Here is a 21,336-nt window from a genome sequence, read left to right as displayed (position 1 = left end):
CGGAGACCTCTCCCATTAGCGACCACCGCCACGCCCCAACAACGCCGCCCTACGAAACACGACCTAGGCCGTGTTTCGTAGTGCGCGGAGCCATTGGTTGATGGCGGCGATGGTGAGGGTGGCTTCGTAGCGCACGGCGAGTTTGTCGTATCTGGTGGCCATGGCGCGGTGTTGTTTGAGCTGGTTGATGCCGCACTCCACGGCGTGACGCAGGCGGTAGACCTCGGGGTCGAAGACGGGTGGACGTCCGCCTTTGGACCCTTTGGCCTTGCGGTGCGCGTCCTGGTCGGCCTTGCTCGGGATGCACGCTCGGATGCCCCGGGATCGCAGGTGGGCTCGGTTGGCTTTGGACGTGTACGCCTTGTCGGCCAGCACCATGTCGGGGCGGGTCCGGGGCCGGCCGCCACCGGCGCGGGGGACACGTAGTTTGGCCAGTACGGGGATGAACTGTGGGCTGTCGCCGTGTTGTCCGGCGGTCACCACCATGGCCATCAGTTTGCGGCCCTGCTCGCAGGCCAGATGGGTCTTGGTGGTCCAGCCGCCCCTTGACCGGCCGAGGCCGTGATCTGCCGGCTCGGTCTGCACACCACCGGGCGGCTCCTTCTGCGCCTGCCCGTCACGGCGGGCCCCAGCGGCGTGCTGGTGGGCGCGGCTGATGGTCGAGTCCACGCTCACCGTCCAGCCGATCAACCCCGCCGCGTCCGCCAGGGCCTGCAACGAGGTGAGAATCTGCGCCCAGACGCCGTCGCGCTGCCAGCGCCGGAACCACCGGTACAAGGTCTGCCACGGCGGGTAGGACGCGGGCACGACACCGCCATGGTGATCCGGTCCGGACCCGCCACCGGATCCCGTCGATGATCACTCTCATGGTCCATCTGCGCGGCCGAGCATGACCCGTTCCCGCAGGCAGCAACGGCTCGAGGACCGCCCACTGCACGTCGGTCAGGTCATGTCGCCTCGCTGCCGCTACGCTCGGCACGAGGTCTCCGGTGTGAAGTTCCAGCTTGGTCGCTGAACCAACTACCGGAGACCTCTCCCATTAGCGACCACCGCCACGCCCCAACAACGCCGCCCTACGAAACACGACCTAGGGCCTGTGTCGAAGTCGGTGCCAGGGCTTGAGCTGGTTTGAGGATCTTCGCGTGTCGGAGATCGAAAAAGAGTGAGGCCTCCGGTAGATGGTTCAGCGACCAAGCAGAACCTGAAAACCGGAGACCTCGTGGACACCCTAGCGGTGACGAGGCGGTTCGACCTGACCGACGTGCAGTGGGCGGTGCTGGAGCCGTTGCTGCCTGCGGGTAAGCGGCCAGGTCGACCGTCGTCATGGAGTAGGCGGCAGTTGATCGATGGGATCCGGTGGCGGATCCGGGTGGGTGCCCCGTGGCGGGACGTGCCGCCGCAGTACGGGTCCTGGTCGGCGGTGTATGCCCTGTTCCGCCGCTGGCAGCGCGATGGCACCTGGCAGCAGGTCCTGACGGCGTTGCAGGCCCTCGCCGACGCGGCCGGCAGGATCACCTGGGACGTGTCCGTGGACTCGACCAGCGCCCGCGCTCACCAGCACGCGGCCGGGGCGAGGAAAAGGGGGATCTGCAGGCCGAACCACCCGGCGGCGTCACCGTCGAACCGGCCGACCACGCGCTCGGCCGCTCCCGCGGTGGGCTGACCACGAAGCTGCACCTGGGCTGCGAGCAAGGGCAGAAGCCCCTCGCCATGGTGCTGACTGCCGGGCAGCGCGGCGACAGCCCGCAGTTCATCCCCGTCCTGGCCGCCATCCGCGTTCCCCGCCTGGTGACCGGCCGACCCAGGACCCGCCCGGACCGGGTCCTGGCCGACAGGGCCTACACCTCGAAAGCGAACCGGGCCTACCTGCGCCGACGCGGGATCGCCGCGACCATCCCGAGCAAGGCCGACCAGGACGCCAACCGACGTAAGAAGGGGTCGAAGGGCGGCCGGCCACCGGCCTTCGACCCGCAGCGGTACAAGCAGCGCCACGCAGTCGAGTGCGGCATCAACAGACTCAAGCGCAACCGCGCTGTGGCGACCCGCTTCGACAAGCTCGCCGTGCGCTACGAGGCCACCGTGCACATCGCCGCGATCAACGAGTGGCTGTGACCAACTTCGACACAGGGCCTAGGGCCCCCGGAGGAAACGACCGAGGCGATCCTGAAGTGGCTGTACCAGCTGGCTGCGGCCAAGCATTCCAACAGGACATCCGCTTCATGATCCACTAAGGCTCGCGGGTCGTAGTCGCTGGTCATGCCCCCGCGCTGCGGGGTTGGTGGCGGTGAGTTTGCTCGGGATCTGGGCGTGGATGGCGGGTAGGGCGTCAGTCCAGTCCGTCGGGGGAATGGTCCCCGTACCGGTGGCGGTACGACGCACGATGCGCAGGGTTGTGGTGAACTTGGTCCGGTCCGGACCCGGCCGATGTCGGCTTTGGCTGCGCGGGTGGTCAGCACGCTCATCGCGGAGTGGACCAGCAGCCAGGGCCAGATCTCCTGGTGTACGAGGAGCCGGGATCTCCTCGATGTCTCCCACGACGAGGCCAACGAGCACACCTGCGCTCTACGGCCGAGCTACCGGACGACTTGAGGCGGTCTAACGGGTTGACCACGAAGTTCACCGGGCCCGGCTCGTCCAGCCCTGATCAGCGAATCGTAGGTATCGGTGATGCGTTCCAGGGACACGCCCAGCGTGGCGGCGAACCGGTCGAGGTCGGCTTGGACCCGCTCGCCCTGCTCACCGGCGGCGACGATCTGCTCGATCTCCAGGAACGCCCCGAGGTCGTCCACTTCGTCGAGGCACAACGACATCGGTCCGAGCGCCGCCGTACGGCGGGACTTGCGGATGCGTACCGTCGGATAGAAGCCCATCTGCCGGAGCGCGGCGTCCATCTGCTGCCGGTCGGCCACCTCGGTCTCATGCTCGACACACGACAGCTCGTTGGCGACCGGCGTCTTGACCGTCAACAGATGCCGCCCCCGCTCGGTGCGCAGCCGGGCGAACGGAACCCCGATCTTCGACTGGCCGTACACCCACCCGACCCGAGCGTAGGCCTGATCGTCCTGCACCACCGGCGGCGACAGGACGGCACCACACGCCCCGAGAGCCGCCTCCACCGCGGGTAGGTCACCGATCCGGTACTTGACCTCCACCTCGCACGCGGGTGGCTCGGGAATGTCCGCCGTCAGGAGTGTGTCGATGCCCGTCACGTCGTCGCACCCTACGCCCGAGATCCACTGGGCAGGTTGTTGCCGCGCCGACAGCCGCGCGCCAAGGAGCCATCCCAATCTCGCGGCAGATGCCTCCGTCATCTCGCGCTCCGCGTTGCGGAGCGGAAACCATCTCACGCTTCCCGCTCACCGCCGCCGTGCCCGGTCGACCGCCCACCCGCTGACCCAGGCCGCAAGATCATGCACCCAGCGCTCGACGCTACGCTTCGACCTGGTGGACCACTTCGCGGCGTTCCTCGACGCGAAACCGTCCAGCACATCGACGTCGGTCGCGGACCAGTCGGAATCCCACAGCACCGTAGGCGCACATCCGCCGACAGCCCTCGTCGCCGCCACCTCGTAGCGCAACGACCGGACGCCCATGTCGCGGGAAGCCGCCTTCACGAAGACCCGACCAGAAACCCATGTCGAGCTGGCGGCCGGTGACCCCGCAACGCAGCCAGCGGGTGGACAATGTCGGCACCGTCGCGGACGGCCTTGCGGATGCAGGCACTGACTAACGCCACTATTCGTAGAGTCCCGAGCTCGCGGCCACGTTCCGGACGAGCCGTCGCGCTCAGCTGCGCCAATATCGCATAAGGATCGACATGGAACCACCCGACTCCACCGCACCGACGTTGGTGATCATCCGGGGTAACTCAGGAAGCGGGAAGACCACCACCGCACGCGAGGTACGCCGCCGCTACGGCCGGGGCGCCGCCCTCCTCGAACAGGACTACCTCCGCCGGATCATCCTGCGGGAACACGACAGCACCCACATCGACCCGGTCGCCCCCACCTTCATCACCACGACCGCCCGCACCGCCCTCGACCTCGGCTACCACGTCATCCTCGAAGGCATCCTGCACACCGAACGCTACGCACCAGCCCTCCACCACCTCATCGACCGCCACCCGGGCCCCACCGCCGTCTACTACCTCGACGTCCCGTACGACGAAACCCTCCGCCGACACGCCACCCGCACCGAACCCATCCCCGTCACCCCCGACCAGATGCGCCACTGGTACACCCACCTCGACCTCCTCGGCACCCCCGACGAGATCACCATCCCCGAACACCACACCCTCGACCAGACCGTCACCACGATCCTGCACACCAGCGGCCTCACCACCACCCCCGCCCACACACCCTGTCCACGACGCTGCCGACACTGCACCGCACCCGACCGGGCGGACAGCACCACCGCACCCTGAGACCAACCCACCGGTCCCGTCCGCGCGGCCTGCTCACCGCCGGCACGCCCGGAAGACAGCCCACCGGCCACTCCAGACCGCAAGATCATGTATCCATGGCTCGGTGCTCCGCTTCGACCGGACTGACCACTTCGAGGCGTTCCTCGACGCGAAACCGTCCAGCACATCGGCGTCGGTCGCGGACCAGGCGGAGAACCCGGCCAACCAGTCCTCCGCCTGCCGCGGGGTATGGCCGCCATCGATCAGCCACGGCACGAGCAGCGCGAGTTCACCCACGACGCCGCCTTGGTCGCGTACACCCAGTCCCCGATCCGCAGGCCGGCCTTCGACGCCGAATCTCAGTGGATCGGCCCGGCGTTGGTCGGTGAGGATCGGGTCGTGTCTGTTCCCGTGCGTCAGGTCCGCGCCCGCTACTCGGCCGACTCCATCACCGTCTACCAGGCGTACCCGCCGCAGATCGCGGTGCCGGCGGTGGCGACCGGGCGGTTCGTGGCCCCGTTCAAGCGGGAACGGATGACCTGGATCAAGCCGTCGTTCCTGTGGTTGATGTACCGCTGCGGCTGGGCCACCAAACCCGGACAGGAACACGTCCTGGCCGTCGAGATCACCCGGGACGGCTTCGAGTGGGCGCTTCCGTGTAGGCCGTCAGGCCAGCTTTCTGATCGACTCCGCGACCACGTCAAGCGCCTCGGCCACCATTTCAGGCGACCCACTCAGATCCATGGGATGGGTGTGCAGGCGCTGGTTGCCTCCGACCACTGTGATGACTCGGTCCGGAGCGAGGTCGGCACGGCAGTAAATGAGCATGCCGTGCGGTAGTCGCAGGGCCGTGGTGTAGGCCAGCAGCTGGTAATAGTCGCTGGTACGCGCTAGACCTCCCCCGGTCAGCTTGTACTTGACGTCCGCAACGAAAACGACCTCCGCGCCTCGTAGGAAGAGCAGGTCGGGGTTCATGGTGACGCGTGGCGAGACGCTCAGGGGAACGGGCAACTGCTCAAGGACCTCGATCGTGGGGTAGAGCCTTGCGCGTAACTCGTCCCCGATCCACTTCTCGAATAGCTTGTTCATGTCGACCAGGAAGCTCTGCGCTGTCAGTCCACCCACGCCCTGGGTGAGGCCGAAGCTCTCAAGGACCAGCCGAGCAAGGGCAAGAGCCGGTTGGTAGTGCTCATTGAGCGGTGTGCGCCGGATCAGGTCACACTCGGTCAGCGCGACCGGTGAGTCACCCACTCCTTCAAGGCGCTGGAGCAGCTCACCCCCCATGCGACGAAGGACGGGGCCTACTGGCCACCGCACGACATGCCGAACGGCCGCCAGCAGGATCCGGTTCTCGGGGATATCCGCGGTGAAGTCGTCGAAGCGGCACGGCACTGGCCAGGAGTCCCACGGCCGTGCGGCCAACTGCTGGACGTCCAGGCGTCCACGGATCACTGGGAGTCGCTGGTCGACAGCACGGTAGCCGTGGACGAGACCACGGAGGGTCGCCCCGTTGATCGCCCGTAGTACCAGTTCCGCGACGCCTTCGACGAAGTCACTTCGGTCGTACGCCGCCGCGTCGGTTCCCCACTCGACCAGGCCTACGCCGGAGGTGAACATGGTCAGAACGGTCCGCAGGTCACGCACCTTGGGCAGGATCTGAATGGTCAGCCGAGGTAGAACTACGGCGCCCACCCAGGAGGTGGCCTGGAGGAAGTACGAACCGGGCTCGTCCGACGGGGTGAGTTCGAGGCGGCCGCCGGGGAGGCCGCGGAGCAGGGACACCTCCGCGACGTTGAGAGCTACGGGCCGCGGCAAGGTCTCGTACTCGCGAAGCCTCACTACGCCAGCGGCCCGGGATTCAGAAGGGAGACTCATCGGAATCGTCCGAGGCGGCATCCACGGCCGCGCTCCCCGAAGCGGAGGACGGCCCGTACGCGGCGTGCACCTTCGCCCAGGCGAACTGCTCCAGCTGGTCGGGCCGACCGTACAACTGGTCCTCGATGAAGGGGTAGACGTCGTAATCCCAGATGCGTGCGAGTCGCTCGCCGGTGAGGCCCTGTCTCATGAAGTGGCTGTGACCGATCTGCAGGTGCGGCCCTTTCAGGAGGACCCGGAGCCGCTCGTTTACCTGATCCACCAGTCCGGCGACCCACACCGGCTCCCCGTTCTTCTTCAACCAGTCGGCGAGCAGCGACCGCATCGCTCCCTCGTGCGGCATGAACGGGATGAAATGGAACCGTCGACGCAGGGCCGCATCCACCATCGCGATCGACCTGTCAGCGGTGTTCATGGTGCCGATGAAGAAGAGATTGCGCGGCAGCTCGAATGGTTCGTCGGGCCGATAGGCGGTACGTACGGCCTTGTTCCGGTATTCCAGCAGGAACAGCAGTTCGCCGAAGACACGCGGCAGGTTGGCCCGATTAATCTCGTCAATGATCAGGTAGTGCGGCACGCCGGGGTTGCTCTCGGCCTTCTCTGCCATCAGCGCAAGCGGCCCGGAGCGAAGCTCGTAGGTCAGCTGCCCCCGTTCATCGGTGCGTGGCCGGTAGCCCTCGAAGAAGTCCTCGTACGAGGTGGACGGATGGAATTGGACGAGCATCCGCCTTTCCGGGTCCTGCTGCAAGGCGCCGGCGAGCCGGTCCGCCAGGTAGGTCTTGCCGGTGCCCGGAGGGCCGTAGAAAATGAGTTGTCCCTTCTCGTGGAGCAGTTCAGCAAGCTCGCGCAGGAACGGTTCAGGCAAGAGGAGATCCTGCGCGGTCCGGGCGATGTGGTCCTCCTCCTCGACCGGCTCCACGGCGTCGTGGTTGAGCATCCAGTAGGCGAACTGGCCCTGCCCCCAGGGATCGCCGGGCAGCAACTGCTCAAGGGTTGCCCGCAGCCGATCGTTCGCCTCGACGTGCTGCTGACCGCGGCTCAGCGCGCCGTCCGGCTCCGTAAGCCCGAACCGGCGAAGCATGGCGATCTTTCCCATTGGACCCGTCAGCGGGAAGATCGGCAGGAAGCGCCGGGGATCGGTGACGGCGAACAGCTTCAGCAGCACGCTCTCGCCCAGCCCTTTCGTGCCGAGGTCTTTCCAATCCAGGCCTCGGTCGATGCGGGGTGGCGACCTCCCCGTCACCGAAGAGGATCTCACGCAGTTTGTTGGCGAAGGCGTCGAGGGCGACCGAGTCCATGCCCGAAAGGCTTGCGTTGAGTACCGACTGGGGACCCGGGTTGCCGTAGCGCTTGCCGTTGACGAGTAGCCGGAACTGGTCCAAGTCAAAGATGGTCAGGTTCTCGGGTGAGAGGGCCTCAGCGAACTGCTGTCGCTGTTCGGCATGCCACTCGTCCTTGTCGTTCGGGTAAGGGCGCTCAGCCTTGAATCTGGCAAGCGCCGCCGCCAGATCCTCCCCCTCGGGGGTCGTCGCCGGCACGGCCTCTCCCTGGCCGGCGACCAGCCTCACCAGAGGCTTGAGCCGACCCACCTCCTCGAGTATCGCGTCCCTCAGGTCACCGCCCCGGGGAACCTCGGACCAGGGCCACCACTTCCCCACGAACGTGCTTCCACCCGGATCGGCGTCGACCGGAACGAGCCGGTCTCCGGTGAGGTGGAGCCGGATCTCGAAGAACCGGTGACCGGAGGGGAGCGGACCCGTGGCAAGCGCTGCACCGGCGCCCGGGTTCCGCCAGTCATACAGGCCGACCGCAAGCCCCGACCGCGTGGCCCACAGCCGTAGGCCGGCCGCAGACACCGCCCCGGGCAGCGACCAGGTGGCGTAGGCGTCTGCGCGATACGCAGCCCCCTTGTCCGAGGCGATCCGGTCCTGCGGTTGCGAGGTCTCCAGCTCGAGTCCCGTGGCGGCCCGTAAGTCCGCCAGAAGCCCCTTGGCGGCGATGTGCAGCTCACCCTTGAGTTGGGCGGCGAGAGCGGCTGCCCGACTCGAACGTTCCTCGTCCGGATAGCGCGCGCCCACCTCGTAGGTGGCCATGATGCCGGCAGCCTCGTCGCACATCGCCCGCACGGCGGGGTTGACTCCCACGAACCCCTGGCGCTCGGATAGGAACCACATCAATCGCTCGAACCGGTGGACATCGTCGGGATAGAACGTGCGTGCCGCTTCAACCACCGCTAGGTAGCGGTCGGCGTTCTCCCACGTCCGCAGCCAACCCAGCGCCCACATCCGCTCCGGCGCGCTCTTCCACATCACCGGCCAGCCCGGCTGCACATCGTCCGTCGACCAGAAGACCGACAAGACGTACGGGATTCGCCCGACGGCCGGTTGCCCCTTGCTCGCCAGGTCTCGGGTCACCCGCTCGACCTCGGCGAACCGGGAGCGCGCCTCATCCACGGTGGCCGGCGTGGTGAAGGCGCGGACCAGCACGTTCAGCGCCTCGGGGTCATCGGGCAGGTTGTTGGCGACCTGGTTGAGCCACATCTGACCGAAACCCGAGAAGGCGTTGTACGGACCCTCCTGGCGCGACCACTTATCCGAGCCTGCCCGGAACGCCGCGAAATCCCGGCTGGCGATGAGCTCCGAAACCAGATAGCGGGCCTCGGCATCTCGGGTGGGCCGCAGCGCATCCGCCTTGGCCCAGCGCTGCTTCACTTCCTCGTCGAGGTCCACGGCCGCCTCGATCTGATCGAGCTTGCGCCGCCACCGGGGCAGGTCGTCGGGATGGATCACCAAAGTTCACTCGTCCTTGTCATCGGCTCCATGCCGCAACCACGGCACACGAGAGCATCCCACGATCGTTCCGCCAGCTAACAGACGAAACGGTTGCGTCCACGGGAGTGGTGTACGACTTGCCCGTGTTGGGCGTGTTGCGTAGATGAGAGACGGCCATCGCGTCGATCCGTCAAGACGACCAAGTCAGAGAAGGAGATGAGGACGCGATGGCCGCTTCAGAGAGTGTGAACCCGCTCGAACTACGCCCCTGACGTCCGGAGGTCATACCCGGAGCGCCCCGGACCACGCGGGCGGCTACGCAATTCCCACCGACGCGAGGCCGAACGCCGGTGACGGATGGTCTCCCTGTCTGCCCACAGATGATCGAGCAAACGGGAGAGTTTCATGACAGCCCACACTGAGGTCGCCGTAGAAGCGCCGGCCGCGGCGCCGCCTCGCTGGCAGGATCGGACCGGCCGCATCCTGATGGCGATCACGGCAGCCGCCACCCTGGTGCCGTTCGTCGACGGCGTCTACCGCCTCGGCGGCCTCTCCGACGACCTGATCCTGACCGAGTACTGGCGCACCTGCGCCTACATCGTCTTCGCCGGAATGTGGGCCATGCTGGCCCTCGCACCCCGAAAGCAACGCGGCATGTGGGAACTCCTGCTCATCCACAAGATCGCGGTCACCATCCAGGCCGCCTTCATCCTCGACGTCCCGAACGCACTCCTGACCCTGATCGCCGACGGGCTCGTCTCGACGACCACCATCGCCGGCTACCTGCTGTGCCGTGGCTGGCACACCTGGCACCGCGGGGCGCTGGGACCCAACGACAACCGCTGACCGGAGGAATGCCGTCATGACCAACGCCGTCACCACGAGCACGACCGAGATAGTCCTACCGGGCGTGGTCGACCCGACCGGGCTGGAGGTGCGCACCCGCGAGCTGCCTGCGCCGGCTGCGGGACAGGTCGTCCTGCGGATGGCGGCGACCGGTGTGTCGTTCGCCGAACAGCAGATGCGCCGGGGCAAGTACTACGACCAGCCGCCGTTCCCCTTCGTACCCGGGTACGACCTGGTCGGCACCGTCACCGCCGGCGGGCCCGGCGTGGACGCGAGCCTGACCGGACGCCGGTTCGCCGCCGTCACCAAGATCGGCGCGTGGGCCACCCATGTGCTCATCGAGGCCGCCGACCTGGTCCCGGTGCCGGACGGGGTGTCCCCCGCCGCCGCGGAGACCGTGGTCGTCAACGGCATCACCGCCTGGCAGATGCTGCACCGGCTGGCCACGGTCCGCGCCGGGGGCGTCATCGTCGTGCTGGGGGCCAACGGCGGGGTCGGCTCCACGCTCGTCCAGCTGGCCCGGCACGCCGGCATCCGCGTGATCGGCACCGCGTCGACGCGACACCACGACGCGGTACGCGCGCTGGGCGCCACCCCCGTCGACTACCGCGACCCGGGCATGTACGAGCGGATCAGGGCGTTGGCGCCGGACGGGGTGGACGCGGTGTTCGACCACGTGGGCGGCCCCGGCGTGGAACGGTCCTGGCAGTTGCTCCGCAAGGGCGGCACGCTGGTGTCCTACGGCACGGCGGCGACGAAGGACGAGACGGGCAACTCGCGGCTGCCCGTGCTGAAGCTGTTCGCGCAGCTGAAGCTCTGGCACACCCTGCCCAACCACCGCAGCGCCTACTTCTACAACTTCTGGGCGGGCCACCGCGATCTGGCGACCTTCCGGCGGAACCTGGCCGAGGACCTGACCCAGGTGTTCCGGTTGCTCGCCGACGGCGTCCTCCACCCGCAGATCGCCGCGGAGATCCCGCTGGCCGAGGCCGCGTCGGCGCTGATGCTCGCCGAGTCCCGCACCGTCGCCGGCAAAGTTATCCTGGTGCCCTGATCACGGGTGCCGGTGGTGGCCCGGTGGGACGCCGACCTGCTCGCCCTCGCCCAGGACGACGAACTGGCCCATCATGCCGTCGTCCTCGTGGGCGAGCAGGTGGCAGTGGTACATGTACGGCATGTTCGGGTCGGTGTGGTCCCGGAAGCGCAGCGCCAGCCGGTACCGCTTCCCCTGGACGAGCAGGACGGTGTCCTTCCAGCCGCGCAGCGGTGGTTCCGGCGCCCTGCCGTCGACCGTCAGCACCTGGAACTGGACGTCGTGGACGTGGAAGTTGTGCAGATACCCGTTGTCGTTGGTGACCTCCCACACCTCCACGGTGCCCTCCCGGACCCCGAAGTCGATGCGGTCCATGGCCATCGACCGTCCGTTGATCCGGTTCGACGCGAGCACGAAGGAACGCTCCTGGGCGACCGGCCGGGCGGCGAGGTCCGGGGCGACGCCGAGCACGGCGGGCACGGCGGCGTCGCCGGACAGCGAATCCGCGGCCCGGAACTGGCAGATGTCGAAGCGGTCGTCGAAGCCGTCGAGCCGTCCCAGCACCCCGCCGTGCTCCGCCGGATAGGAACGCAGCTCGACCCGCTCTCCCGGCTCGAAGGCCACCACGATCTCCGCGCGTTCCCCCGGCGAGAGGTACAGCCGGTCGGTCTCCCACGGCGCGGCGAGCAGGCCACCGTCCGTGGCGACGAGCGAGAAACGCCGGTCGTCGGAGAATCCGAAGTGGTACAGGCGCGCGTGGGAACCGTTCAGCAGCCGCAGCCGCACGAGCCGGGTGGTGACGTCGAAGTACGGCCCGATCGTGCCGTTGACGAGGATCTCGTCGCCGATCACCCCGAGCGAGCCCGCCAGTGGTTCCCGCTGCTCGAACTGCTGGTCTCCGTCGAACGCGCGGTCCTGGACGATCATCGGGACGTCGTCGACACCGTAGTCCGACGGCAGGTTCAGCGCCTCGACCCGGTCGTCGTCGACGATGAACAGGCCCGCCAGGCCCCGGTACATGTGGTCGGCGGTCGCACCGTGCACGTGCGGGTGGTACCAGAGCGTCGCGGCGGCCTGGTCGATCGTCCATCGCGGTTCCCAGGTCGCCCCGGCCGCGATCGTCTGGTGCGGGCCACCGTCCATCACCGCCGGCAGGTGCATGCCGTGCCAGTGCAGCGAGGTCTCCTCGTCGAGGCCGTTGTGCACCGCGAACTCGATCCGCTCGCCGCGTCGAGCCCGGATCGTCGGGCCCAGGTAGGTGCCGTTCACACCCCAGGTGCGGGTGGCCTTCCCGGCCTTGAACCGGGTCTCGCCCGGCTGGATGTCGAGGGTGAAGACACGGGTCCCCGAGGCGTCCGTCCTCGACTCGGCCAGGGCGGGAATCGACAGTGCCGTGTCGAAGGCGATCTTCCCGACGGTGTCCCGCTTCGCGCTCAGGTAGTAGGCGCCGAAGCCTCCGCCACCCAGGGCGACCGCGCCCCCGATTCCCCACCCGAATGCCTTCAGCACCGCACGACGCCTCATGGGACAACCGTTTCGTGGTGGGTGGTGTCGTCGCATCGGCGACAACTGCGTAGCCGCGGGTGCGGCCCCGCGCGGCCGTCGCCCTGGCCGTCGATGACGGACCGTGCCGGTCGACGATGGCCTGCTTCTCGGCCGGGTGCTCACCGGGATCGCGGGGCGACGGACGGGCAGGCGGTCGGCCGCCTGCCCGTCCGTCGGCTGACGCCCGGAGGGCCGACGCGGCTACGAGGGCAGCTCGAACAACTCCAGCTGGATGCCGTCGGGGTCGCGCAGATAGAGGATCTTCGTGCCGGCCAGCGCCCCCGCTTCGACGCCGTCGCCGTCCTGGAGCACCACCGGATCGGCGTTGACGTGCACGCCTCGCTCCACCAGATCGCGGTGCGCCGCCTCGAGGTCGTCGACCTCGAAGCACAGGTGCATCACCCCGACGTCGCTGTTGCGTCCGGTGAAAGGCTTCGGCTGCGGGCTGTCGTACTGGATGAGTTCCAGGAGGACGTTGTCACCGGCCAGCGCGAACGATGCCCGCATCGACGCGTTCTCGACCTCGACGACAGCACCGATCGCCGGGTTCGAGGCCGAGATCGTCACGCCGTTCGGCGCGATGCCGAGGACGTCCTCGTACCACCTCACCGACCGGGCCAGATCGCTGACTGGCACACCAATATGGTTCATTCTGGTCACTCTGCTCATGATCCCCATCCTGAAGGGCGGGGTCGCCGTGGTGGAAGACACAGATCTTCCGCGTACCGCTGGTACCACCCAGCCCGCTCGACGAATGGCGGACCATGTGATGATGAATGATCTCGGAGCTGTGCTGCGGGCCTGGCGGGATCGCACGGACCCGGCCGCGGTCGGGCTCACGAACGCGTCCCCTCGCCGGGTCGCCGGGCTACGGCGCGGCGAGCTGGCGGCGCTGGCCGGGATCTCCACCGAATACGTGGCCCGTCTCGAACAGGGCCGGGCCGCCACGCCATCGGCGCAGGTGTGCGCCTCTCTGGCCCGCGCGTTGCGACTCTCCGACGACGAGGAGGCGCACCTGATGCGCCTCGCCGGCTTCGCCGCGGCTCCGGACCGGATACCCCGCCTGATCCCCGACAGCCTGCACCGCCTCGTCGGCCACCTCGGCGACACCCCGGCGGCCGTCTACGACGCCGGGTGGCGGCTTCTGCACTGGAACCGGCTGTTCGCGGCCGTCTTCGGCGATCCCGCGGGCGCGACCGCCGACGAGCGCAACGCCCTGATCGTCCAGTTCGAATCGCGGAACCCCCGCGTCCGTCAGACCGATGCCGAGCGTGCCTACTTCGAGCAGTCCCTGGTGGCCGACCTGCGCGCCACCAGCGCCCGCTATCCGAACGACCCCGACGTGGCGGCGCTGGTCGCGCGGATGGCCGGCAACGACCGGTTCCGCCGCCTCTGGGACCTCCGCGCGGTGGCCAGTCACGAAAGCGCGCACAAGACCGCCGTCCATCCGGACGTGGGTGCCATCCCGCTGGACACCTGCGTCCTGACCACGCAGAACACGGACCTGCGCGTCGTGGTCCTCACCCCCCGACCGGACACCACCGCTCGCGAGAAGCTGGATCGACTGAGCTGACGACGCCGGCGGCAGCCCGACGAGCGTCGCCACCAACGGGTTGGCTGGTCCTGCGCGAGACGATCACCGGACGGCTCGGGTACCCCTCGGGACACGTCGCCGTCGTACCGCCCTGGCGCTCGTCGCGGCACGGGCCGGCGGCCCGCGGTGGCGCCGCGCGGCCTGGACGGTGATCGGGCTGGTCGCCGTCGCCCGGATCCACGTCGGGGCGCACCTGCCGATCGACGTGGTCGGCGGCGTCCTCGTCGGTTGGCTCGCGGTGTGTCTGACTCGGCTCGTGGTCGGCGACGTCGGGCCGCAACGGTCGGTGCCCGCCCTGCGGGCGGCGCTGCGGAGGCGCGGGATCGAGGTGGCACGGTTGGCGCCGATCCACGGCGACGCCGCGAACGTGCTCGTCGGCCGGCACCACGCCCACCTGGTGGACCTGGGATTCGGCACCGACGACGCCTCGGTCGCGCAGCGGGCCCGCGACGTCGTCGAGCTGTTGGTCGCCCTGTCCACGCGGGTCGAACCGGCCAGCGTGGTCGCCGAGGCGACCGACCGCCTGGGCGCCGCATCGGTGGCGGACAGCGTGCAGCAGGGCAACAGTACATGACCGGCTGTATCCAGCCGTCGCTGTACACAATGGGCGATCCGGTGGCGGGCACGCCGCACACCCGGTTGCCCGACGTCGGACCAGACGGCTACGTAATTCCTACCGACGCGATGTCGAGAGCCGCTACCGGATGGTCTGTGTCCGAGGTCTGGAGGATCCGACGTGGGCGTTGCACGTAAGTGGTTGGCCGCGACCATCGCGGTGACGACGGCGGCGACCGTGCTGTCCGTCATGAAACCGTCGACACCGGCGGTGGCGGCCCCGCAGGACAGGATCACCGCGTCCTGGAACATGCAGGGCCAGAGCGACGGGACCGGAGGGCCGCCGGAGTCACGCTGGACCACCACCGTCCGGCAACTCCTCAACGAACACGGGGTGCAGGTCCTGGCGCTCCAGGAGGCAGGCAACGCACCCCCGGTATCGGCGACCCAGACGGCACGGACTTTCGCGCAGCTGCAGATCACCGAACACGAGTACAACCTCGGCACGAGCAGCCGCCCGGATCGGGTGTTCATCTACTGGACCAACCCCGGTCAGCAACGTAACGGCCTGGCGATCGTGACCCGGGAAAGGGCGCAGGACGCCGTGGCGTTACAGGTGAACAGCCAGTTCAACTCGCGGCCGCTGGCGGGCGTCCAACTCGGCAGCGACTGGTACTTCGACGCCCACGCGTTGTCGATGGGCCCGACCCGTACCAACGACGCCGCCGACATCGTCGACACGGCCCGGCAGTTCATGGCAGGCCGACCGAGCGACGAGTGGATGCTGCTCGCCGACTTCAACCAGGATCCGGCTCAGATGCCCGCCCGGTTGCAGCGCAACATCGTCGCGCCGGACCAGCCCACCCATCAGGGTGGCGGTCGGCTCGACTGGGCCTACGTCGGCAACCAGAACAACAACACCATCGACGCCCAGGTCGGCCCCAGCAACTCCGACCACTCCTACGTCCGCTACGTCGTCAACGCCGGCTGCGGCGCCGGCGGCGGCATTGGCCCCCGGACCACCGCGCAGCGGGACTGTTACGCCCCGGTCCCCGGCGAGACCTACCGCTTCTACGCCCGCCACATTCCGGTGGACGCGGTGATCGCGCTGAAGACGAACGACGGTGACGACATCGGGCCGCACGTCAGGACGCCGCGCGGCAGCCTCGACGAGGCCCTGCAGGTGCGCTTCAGCATGGCCCCGGGCCAGTATCAGCTCGCCTGGCCGCAGACCGACCCGGCGGACGAGCGATGCCTGTCCTGGGACCCGGACTCCCGGAACACCGGCACGACGCCCTGCTCCGAGCAGGCGGAGGTCTCCCGATGGCAGTTCAAGGACGGGCAGATCTTCACGCCCGGGCTCAGCGGCTCCCTACAGCCCTCCCCCAACGCGCTCGGGGGTCGGTTGGTGGTCGCGCAGGACTTCTACCAGTGGCGAGCGGAGCCCCGCAACGGCATCGGCCCGCGCTGGGAGCCGATCGGCGAGTTCCGGGACGCCGCCCCGATCGGCTCGGAGACCCACTTGCCCGACCTCGACGGCGACGGTGACGCCGATCATGTCATCGTTCGGCCCGACGGTCAGGTGTTGGCGTGGCGCAACGACGGCGCCCGGTCCACCTGGACCGCGCTCGGCGACATCACCCCCGCGGACCGGGGGCAGCCCAAGACGGTGCACTTCGGCGACCTCGACGGCGACGGCCGGGACGACTACCTCAGGTTGTTGGCCGCCGACGAGTCACCGACCGGGATCCGGGCCATGCGGGTGTCGCGCAACGAGTCCGGTGACGGGCAGACGAGGTGGGGAGCGCCCACCATCGTGGCCAACAACCTGCTCTACGAGAACTCGCGGTTCGTCGACATCGACGGCGACGGGGACGACGACCTGATCAACCTGGACCGGATCAACAACGCCAGCCTGTGGGAGAACCGGTCACCCGGCCGGCTACCCGGTCCGGGAGACTGGCACAGCGTCACGGGCTTCGCGACGCCGGCCGACGGCTTCAACGACGTGTCGTTCACGGACATCACCGGTGACCTCCGGGTCGACGTGGTGCGGGTCGTCCATCCCGGCGGCGAGGTCCGGGCCTGGGAGAACATCGGCGCACCCTGGAGCCGCACCACCGGCTGGCGACCGCTCGGCGCGATCCGCGACGAGGGCCCGTTCACCGGCACCACCAACCTGTTCGCCGACCTCGACGCCGACCGGGTCGGCGACTTCGTCCTGTTCAACTCCGTCTCCGGTGGCCTCGACGGTTGGCTGCTGCCCCGGTACGGCACTGCGGAGCCCGGCCCCGGACAGCCCGGCCAGGGCGGCGGACAGGAGCTGCCGGCGGGGACACTGCCGGCGTACGGCGGTGGCACACCACGGCCGCAGCTCGACGGCCGGCTGTTGCAGAACAGCACGTTCACCGGCACGGACAAACCATGGTGGACGAACGCCGGGATGACCCCGAAGCTGGACGGCGGCACCTTCTGTGTGACCGCGCCCGCGTCGACCAACCCGTGGGACGTCCTGGTCGGGCACAACAGCATCTACCTGCCCGGCGGAGCGACGTACACGCTGCGGTTCCGGGCCCGGACGAACACCGCCGCGAATCCGGTCGTCTACCTCGCCCCCTTCGACAACCCGACAAACGTCACCTACCTGAACAAGGGCTTCACCACCGGCACCGCCTGGAAGGAGTACGAGTACAGCATCAGCACGGCCTACCCCGAGCCGTACCGGTTGGCGCAGCTCCAGTTCCGGCTCGGCAAATCCAGCGCACCGTACGAGTTCTGCATGGACGACGTGACGCTCACCGGCGCCGAGTACGCGTACCGGGCCGATGCCGGCCCGGACCTGAAGGTGAACCAGCACGGCTACCTGCCCAAGGGGCCCAAACGCGCGACGTTGCTGTACGGCGCGTCCTCATCGGTGCCGTGGACGCTGCGCCGGGCCGGCGGCGGTGCGACGGTGGCAACGGGCCGGACCACCCCGACCGGGTTCGACGCGTCGGCCGGCGCCATCACCCATGTGATCGACTTCAGCCACGTCACGACGACCGGCCGGTTCGAGCTGGTGTACGACGGCTGGGTCGACCGTCCCAGTCACCCGTTCGACATCCGCGCGGATCTCTACGACCGGCTGCGTACCGACGCGACCCGCTTCTTCTACACCAACCGCAGTGGCATCGCGATCGACGGGGGCATCGCCGGGGCGGCGTACGCCCGCCCGGCCGGGCACGTGGCGGATTCGCCCAACGGTGGCGACACCCAGGTGCCGTGCCAGCAGCCGAAGTCGTTCCTGAACAACTGGACCTGCTCCTATCGGCTGGACGTCACCGGCGGCTGGTACGACGCCGGCGACCACGGCAAGTACGTCGTCAACGGGGGCATCGCCACATACCAACTCCTGTCGGCGTGGGAACGCAACCGGCCGGCGGCTCTCGGCGACGGCACCCTGGCGGTGCCGGAACGCGGCAACGGCATACCGGACATCCTCGACGAGGCCCGCTGGAATCTCGACTTCATGCTGAAGATGCAGGTGCCCGACGGTCTCCCGTTGGCCGGCATGGTCCACCACAAGGTCCACGACGAGACCTGGACCGGACCACCGATGCTGCCGCACCAGGACAAGAAGCCCCGGGAGCTGCACCGCCCGTCGACCGCGGCCACCCTGAACCTCGCCGCCGTGGCGGCCCAGGCATCGCGGATCTACCAGCCGTACGACGCTGGCTTCGCCGCCCGACTGCGCACGGCGGCCGAACGCGCGTACGCCGCGGCCCGGGCGAACCCGGCGCTCTTCGCGCCGTACGAGGACCGCAGCGGCGGGGGGCCCTACAACGATGGTGACGTGTCCGACGAGTTCTACTGGGCCGCGGCCGAGCTGTACCTGACCACCAAGAACGCCTCCTATCTCGCCACCGTCCGGATCAGTCGGTTCCACACCGCCGGCACGGCGTTCAGCCAGAACGGCTTCTACTGGGGCTCCGTGGCCGCGCTGGCCCAACTCGACCTGGCGCGGTTCGGCACCGAGTTGAGCGACCGCGACCAGATCAAGGGGTGGGTGGTCGCCGCCGCGGACCGCCTGATCTCGTTCCAGAAGGCGGAGCGTTTCGGCCAGACGTACACCCCCACCACGGGACGGTACGACTGGGGCTCTAACGCGTCCATGCTGAACAACCAGGTCGTCCTGGCCACCGCCTACGACCTCACCGGCGCCGACAGGTACGCCGACGCCGTCTTCGAGGGCCTCGACTACCTGCTGGGCCGTAACGCCCTCGGGCAGTCGTACATCACCGGCTACGGCGTCAACGACGCGAAGAACCAGCACAGCCGGTGGTATGCGAAGTCCTTCGACGCCCGGTTGCCGAATCCGCCGGTGGGATCGGTTGCCGGTGGCCCCAACTCCAGCCTCCAGGACCCGCTCTCGGCGAGCTGGTTGCAGGGATGCGCTCCCCAGCTCTGCTACGTCGACAACCTGGAAGCCTGGTCGGTCAACGAAATCACCATCAATTGGAACTCCGCGTTGACCTGGGTGGCTGCGTTCGCGGCCGACGTGGCTGGTCGTCGGTGAGCGCAGGCCGCCCTTCGGTCGTGGCGGGTACGCCCGGTGCGGAGCCCGATCCGGATGCGAGCGCGTCCGACGCGGCCCTGCAGCGGTACTACACCCAGGTCACACCGATGCCGTCGCGGTCAGCGGCGGGTGGGCGTACGCCGGATAGGTGAGGTAGCCGTCGTCGCCGCCGGTGTAGTAGGTGTCCAGGTCGGCGACCGCCAGCGGCAGGTCCGCCCGGAACCGCTCGACCAGGTCGGGGTTGGCGAGGTAGGCGCGGCCGAACGCGACCAGGTCCGCCCCCTGGGCCAACCAACGCTCGGCGTCGGCGCGGTTCGACGGGACCGGGGTGCCGGGTATCGACGGGTTGACGATGAGCGTGCCGGGCCAGGCCCGGCGCAGCCCGAGCAGGATCTCGTCGTCGGTGCCGGCCAGGTGTACGTAGGCCGGTCCGAGCGGGACGAGTTCGGCGAGCAACGCGCCGTACACCGCGGGGATGTCGGTGTCGACGGTGTCCCCGACGCCCGCGCCGGGCGACAACCGCAGGCCGACGCGGTCGGCGCCGACCGCGTCGATCGTGGCGGCGACCGCCTCCACGGCGAAGCGGATGTGCCCGGAGACGGAGCCGCCGTAGCGGTCCGTGCGGAGGTTGGTGTTGCCGGAGAGGAACTGGTTCATCAGGTACCCGTTCGCGCCGTGCAGCTCCACGCCGTCGAAGCCGGCCACGATCGCCCGTCGGGCGGCTGCCGCGAACGACTCCACCTCGCCTTCCACCTCGGCGGTGGAGAGCGCCCGTGGCGTGGGCGCCAGTTGTGGTCCGGTGGGGGTGAACACGTACACCTCGCGGGGCGCGACCGCGGAGGGCGCGACCGGCTGGTGCCCGGTGGTGTCCGGGTGGCTGATCCGTCCACCGTGCATGAGCTGCGCGAAGACCCGGCCCCCGTTGGTGTGCACGGCGGAGGTGACCTGCCGCCAGGAGTCGGTCTGCGCCGGGGTGTACAGCCCCGGCGTGAGCGGGTTGGACTGTCCGACGGGGTTGGGGTAGGTGCCCTCGGTGATGATCAGACCCGCGGTCGCCCGCTGGGCGTAGTACGTCGCCATCGACGCGGTCGCGAGCCCCTCGCGGTCGGATCGCACCCGGCTCATCGGCGCCATCACGACCCGGTTGGGAAGCCGGAGCCCGCCGAGAGAAACATTGTCGAACAGTGATGTCATGACTGCACCGTAGGATCTGACGCCACTGTCAGATGCAAGTCCTGGGTGGCCGACGTGGTGCGGCTCACCGTCCACGTCACCCGTGGGCCTGCCTGGCCGCTGGCCATCTGGTCGGGGTCGTCCGCAGAACAGCATCGCGACACCGATGCCATTCACATCGACGGCCGCGCGATCGATAATCGTCGGTGTCAGTAGTCGCCTCGGTAAGGAGTCATTCCGTGCGCATCCGTCTCACCATGGCGCTCGTCGCGACCGTCCTCACCGGTGTGTTCGTCGCCCCGGCCACGGCGACCGCCGCACCGACCGGACCGCAGCCGATCATCGGCGGCAGCCTCGTCGCGTCGGCACCGTGGACGGCCGCCGTGTTCCAGAACGGCTCGTTCGCCTGCTCCGGCTCGATCATCGCTCCGCGCTGGGTGCTGACCGCCGCCCACTGCCTGCGCGGATCCATCTCGGTACGGGTCGGCAGCGTGTACCGCTCCTCCGGGGGCACCACCGCCACGGTGAGCGCCATCCACACCCGGCACGACCTCGCCCTGCTACACCTGGGTACGTCGATCTCCACCACGTATGTCACGCTGGCCGACACCAACCCGCCGGTCGGCGCCAGCAACGACATCTACGGCTGGGGCCGGACCTGCCTGACCTGTGAGCCGTCCGAACAGCTGAAGACCGCCACCGTCCGAGTGACCGCGATCAGCGGCGAGGACGCCGACGGCGGCCCGGTGATCCGCAGCACCCGGGGCAACGGAGTGTCCTGGCAGGGCGACTCCGGCGGACCCCAGCTCCACAACGGGCGGCAGGTCGGTGTCTCCTTCAACGGCAACGGATCGACCTCACAGAACTACTCATCGGTGATCGCGAGCCGCAGCTGGATCACCGAGATCAGCGGTGTCTGATCCCGGGCCGCTGGTGTTGGTGGCGCCCTGATGGGGGCGGCGTTCGTGGTAGAGGGCGCAGCGTCGA

The 21,336-nt window shown here is 68.9% G+C and carries 17 protein-coding genes and 1 pseudogene; 9 read left to right on the top strand and 9 right to left on the bottom strand.

All coding sequences use genetic code 11. The features are described 5' to 3' along the window. Positions 1-63: 63 nt before the first annotated feature. Positions 64-979 (bottom strand): IS5 family transposase gene (locus tag ACN28G_RS08350; protein ID WP_421478827.1). Its coding sequence is split into 2 segments (ribosomal slippage): positions 64-810 and positions 812-979, totalling 915 coding nucleotides; the frame shifts between segments, so codons are not numbered across the junction. Positions 980-1,201: 222 nt separating this feature from the next. Here ACN28G_RS08350 and ACN28G_RS08345 point away from each other — a divergent pair. After that, positions 1,202-2,112, top strand: a protein-coding gene (locus tag ACN28G_RS08345) for an IS5 family transposase (RefSeq protein WP_421480882.1) whose coding sequence is annotated in 2 segments (ribosomal slippage) — positions 1,202-1,631 and positions 1,631-2,112 — 912 coding nt in all. Because the reading frame shifts where the segments join, the coding sequence is not laid out codon by codon here. A 461-nt stretch (positions 2,113-2,573) separates the two neighbouring features. Here ACN28G_RS08345 and ACN28G_RS08340 read toward each other — a convergent pair. After that, complete coding sequence (locus ACN28G_RS08340; RefSeq protein ID WP_421478826.1) at positions 2,574-3,209, bottom strand: class IV adenylate cyclase; 636 nt, start codon at positions 3,207-3,209, stop codon at positions 2,574-2,576. Between the two features lie 608 nt (positions 3,210-3,817). On the opposite strand from ACN28G_RS08340, the gene ACN28G_RS08335 reads away from it, so the two are divergent. Next, positions 3,818-4,423, top strand: coding sequence for an AAA family ATPase (locus ACN28G_RS08335; protein ID WP_421478825.1), 606 nt, complete (start codon positions 3,818-3,820; stop codon positions 4,421-4,423). Positions 4,424-4,456: 33 nt separating this feature from the next. On the opposite strand, the gene ACN28G_RS08330 is transcribed toward ACN28G_RS08335, so the two are convergent. Beyond that, the gene (locus ACN28G_RS08330; protein WP_421481000.1) at positions 4,457-4,699 is read right to left on the bottom strand and encodes a hypothetical protein; all 243 of its coding nucleotides are present in this window, start codon (positions 4,697-4,699) and stop codon (positions 4,457-4,459) included. 102 nt (positions 4,700-4,801) lie between these two features. Between ACN28G_RS08330 and ACN28G_RS08325 the strand changes: the two are divergent. Next, positions 4,802-5,056, top strand: a pseudogene (locus tag ACN28G_RS08325) (DUF4291 family protein); the annotation flags it as partial. Between the two features lie 12 nt (positions 5,057-5,068). Here ACN28G_RS08325 and ACN28G_RS08320 read toward each other — a convergent pair. Genes ACN28G_RS08320 through ACN28G_RS08310 form a run of 3 tightly spaced genes read right to left on the bottom strand, consistent with a single transcriptional unit; the run spans position 5,069 to position 9,066 of the window. Then, positions 5,069-6,241 (bottom strand): McrC family protein, encoded by a 1,173-nt coding sequence (locus ACN28G_RS08320; protein WP_421478824.1) that lies wholly within the window; start codon positions 6,239-6,241, stop codon positions 5,069-5,071. 19 nt (positions 6,242-6,260) lie between these two features. Continuing rightward, positions 6,261-7,214 (bottom strand): McrB family protein, encoded by a 954-nt coding sequence (locus ACN28G_RS08315; RefSeq protein ID WP_421480881.1) that lies wholly within the window; start codon positions 7,212-7,214, stop codon positions 6,261-6,263. Between the two features lie 49 nt (positions 7,215-7,263). Next, positions 7,264-9,066 carry a hypothetical protein gene (locus tag ACN28G_RS08310; protein WP_421478823.1) on the bottom strand — a complete coding sequence of 601 codons (1,803 nt, stop codon included), beginning with the start codon at positions 9,064-9,066 and terminating at the stop codon, positions 7,264-7,266. A 387-nt stretch (positions 9,067-9,453) separates the two neighbouring features. Between ACN28G_RS08310 and ACN28G_RS08305 the strand changes: the two genes are divergently transcribed. Beyond that, the gene (locus ACN28G_RS08305; protein ID WP_139135643.1) at positions 9,454-9,894 is read left to right on the top strand and encodes a hypothetical protein; all 441 of its coding nucleotides are present in this window, start codon (positions 9,454-9,456) and stop codon (positions 9,892-9,894) included. A 16-nt stretch (positions 9,895-9,910) separates the two neighbouring features. After that, on the top strand, positions 9,911-10,948 hold the full coding sequence (locus ACN28G_RS08300; protein WP_091436909.1) for a medium chain dehydrogenase/reductase family protein: 1,038 nt from the start codon (positions 9,911-9,913) through the stop codon (positions 10,946-10,948). Here the strand turns inward: ACN28G_RS08300 and ACN28G_RS08295 are convergent, their stop codons facing one another. Both ACN28G_RS08295 and ACN28G_RS08290 read right to left on the bottom strand, forming a co-directional pair. Continuing rightward, positions 10,949-12,451, bottom strand: a complete 1,503-nt coding sequence (locus ACN28G_RS08295) for a multicopper oxidase family protein (protein ID WP_421478822.1) — start codon at positions 12,449-12,451, stop codon at positions 10,949-10,951. 222 nt (positions 12,452-12,673) lie between these two features. Next, complete coding sequence (locus ACN28G_RS08290; RefSeq protein WP_229688664.1) at positions 12,674-13,123, bottom strand: VOC family protein; 450 nt, start codon at positions 13,121-13,123, stop codon at positions 12,674-12,676. Between ACN28G_RS08290 and ACN28G_RS08285 the strand changes: the two genes are divergently transcribed. The 3 genes from ACN28G_RS08285 (at position 13,053) to ACN28G_RS08275 (ending at position 19,176) form a co-directional block, all read left to right on the top strand. Then, the gene (locus tag ACN28G_RS08285) at positions 13,053-14,045 is read left to right on the top strand and encodes a helix-turn-helix transcriptional regulator (RefSeq protein ID WP_308472695.1); all 993 of its coding nucleotides are present in this window, start codon (positions 13,053-13,055) and stop codon (positions 14,043-14,045) included. The two genes, ACN28G_RS08290 and ACN28G_RS08285, sit on opposite strands and share 71 nt — an antisense overlap. Before the next feature lie 169 nt (positions 14,046-14,214). Then, entirely contained in the window at positions 14,215-14,640 is a 426-nt protein-coding gene (locus tag ACN28G_RS08280) for a hypothetical protein (RefSeq protein WP_229688660.1), read from the top strand. Between the two features lie 162 nt (positions 14,641-14,802). Further along, the gene (locus ACN28G_RS08275) at positions 14,803-19,176 is read left to right on the top strand and encodes a glycoside hydrolase family 9 protein (protein WP_421478821.1); all 4,374 of its coding nucleotides are present in this window, start codon (positions 14,803-14,805) and stop codon (positions 19,174-19,176) included. Positions 19,177-19,275: 99 nt separating this feature from the next. On the opposite strand, the gene ACN28G_RS08270 is transcribed toward ACN28G_RS08275, so the two are convergent. Beyond that, the gene (locus tag ACN28G_RS08270) at positions 19,276-20,370 is read right to left on the bottom strand and encodes an alkene reductase (protein WP_091436897.1); all 1,095 of its coding nucleotides are present in this window, start codon (positions 20,368-20,370) and stop codon (positions 19,276-19,278) included. Positions 20,371-20,588: 218 nt separating this feature from the next. Here ACN28G_RS08270 and ACN28G_RS08265 point away from each other — a divergent pair, with 218 nt between their 5' ends. Beyond that, entirely contained in the window at positions 20,589-21,269 is a 681-nt protein-coding gene (locus tag ACN28G_RS08265; protein WP_421478820.1) for a S1 family peptidase, read from the top strand. Positions 21,270-21,336 lie beyond the last annotated feature (67 nt).

This window comes from Micromonospora sp. WMMA1923 (assembly GCF_049179195.1).
Lineage (GTDB): Bacteria > Actinomycetota > Actinomycetes > Mycobacteriales > Micromonosporaceae > Micromonospora > Micromonospora yangpuensis.
Note: the sequence above shows the minus strand (reverse complement) of the source record. Positions and strands in the feature narration are given on the sequence as shown.